Origin of the sequence: Streptococcus mitis, assembly GCF_003944325.1 — a bacterium.
Taxonomy (GTDB): Bacteria; Bacillota; Bacilli; order Lactobacillales; family Streptococcaceae; genus Streptococcus; species Streptococcus mitis_CW.
On record NZ_RJPX01000079.1, the window covers coordinates 1 to 1693 of the forward strand.

Consider the following 1693-nt stretch of genomic DNA (forward strand, 5'->3'; position numbering starts at 1 on the left):
ACTATAAATACTCTTCCACCTTGATTTTTTCGAACCTACAATACTTTCTCTTATAGCATTTTTAGCCTTTGAAAGAGCACCATTATATTGAGTCAATTTAGATTCTAATCTCTTTACTTCACTTTTATTTAATGCTATCTTCGACATTAGATCTTTTTGATCATCAATAAGAACAATTGCCTCAAATTTTTCATTTTCTGTAAAAGTTACTTTTTTGCTTTGAAACTCTTCATTGTATACAAATATAGTTTCTTTATCTCTATCAGTAATATTTATAGTATTACTCACTTTATTTTTCTCATTAAAAAGAGTAATATCCTCACTTATATCTAACAAACTAGAAATAGATTTAGAAATAGTACTTTTCCCTGTCCCATTTCTCCCAAATATAATCATACTTCTAAGTATTTCAGTATCCGGGTTACTCTCTTTCTTCAACCAATTTAGTTCTATTTTCCTATAAGGTAAGTAGTCTTTTTCAATAGTTATCTTTGTAAATTCTTGCATATATCACTCCTTCACAATCAAATTTCTCATTTTTTTAAAACGATATTAAAGTTGGAGCATTTTCCCTATTGCATCAAAATAGGGTAGCCCATCCATCCCTTCAAATATATTTTTCTTAATTTATTCATCTCGTAAACCATAAAATAAAGAGGACTTTTTTTCTCATAAAAACTATAACCTGAATTTTCAAAAAAGATAAACTGCTATATATAGTATAGCATAGTATATCAGTTTCCAATAATTTTTTTCCGAAAAATAAGTATATTCTCGAAAGATGTTTAATAGTAGCTGACAACATCTATATTATACTTGTGATATTTGGCATAATGTTGAAAGGAGAAAGTAAGATGGAAAAATCAATCACATTAATATTGGTATCTATGTCTGCATTTTTGCTAATGGCCTGCTCTAAGCAATCAAATAACTCCTTAGATGGAGAATATTACTGGATAAACGAAAATAAAAATGAAGTAGCTTTTGTTATATCTGGAGATATGGGAACTATTAGACATGGAGATGCTGAAGGGGTTACTATAGACAAAGAAAAATCAACAATTCAATTATCGGGAGAAAATATCATTAAACTTACAAAAAATTATACATTTAAAGATGATGTATTTACTGTAGATATTTCAGGGATAAAACACGACTACTATAAAAAAGATAGCAAAGCTTATCAAGAAGCTTTAAAAAAGTATGTCTATCAATAATATACTCGAAAATTAGAGAAAACAATGCTTAATTCATAAGAACACTTTACTCGAGTGTTCTTTTTTTGTATCAGTAACATATTTTAAAATACTTGATTATAAGATGTATATACAGTTCAGACTTATTTTTTATCATTTGGGAATTTTTAGAGTAATTATATAATTTCTTTTGATATGATAAAATCATGAAAAATACAAAAGAAAATAACAATCGAGTAGGGGATAACCTCTAGCCCCTCTCACACCACCGTACGTGCCGTTCGGCATACGGCGGTTCAACTAACTTTTAACGCATGTCGTTCAAGGTAATAATCCAAACACGAAACCAGTCCACGTTTCTCAAGGACTGGTTTTGATATAGCACGTTTAAGTACCGACTTCTGAGCTACTAATTGATAGTGGTCACCCCAGCCAGATACCTTATCTGCTATCCATTTAGGAACTCCTAACTTAAGCAATCCCCATAATCGTCTAGA

The 1693-nt window shown here is 29.7% G+C and carries 2 protein-coding genes and 1 pseudogene; 1 reads left to right on the forward strand and 2 read right to left on the reverse strand.

The window, feature by feature from the left end; all coding sequences use genetic code 11:
• A partial coding sequence (locus D8787_RS11170) for an AAA family ATPase (RefSeq protein ID WP_125423864.1) occupies positions 1 to 507 on the reverse strand: 507 nt, incomplete at its 3' end.
• 347 nt (positions 508 to 854) lie between these two features.
• On the opposite strand from D8787_RS11170, the gene D8787_RS11175 reads away from it, so the two are divergent.
• A complete protein-coding gene (locus tag D8787_RS11175) occupies positions 855 to 1217 on the forward strand; it encodes a hypothetical protein (RefSeq protein ID WP_125423867.1) in 363 nt (120 codons plus the stop codon).
• Between the two features lie 275 nt (positions 1218 to 1492).
• Here the strand turns inward: D8787_RS11175 and D8787_RS11180 are convergent.
• Positions 1493 to 1693: pseudogene (locus tag D8787_RS11180) on the reverse strand (group II intron reverse transcriptase/maturase); the annotation flags it as partial.

What these genes read in the sequence shown, in the direction of transcription:
- D8787_RS11175 (WP_125423867.1), top strand. Translation starts at nt 855, where the DNA reads ATGGAAAAATCAATCACATTAATATTGGTATCTATGTCTGCATTTTTG.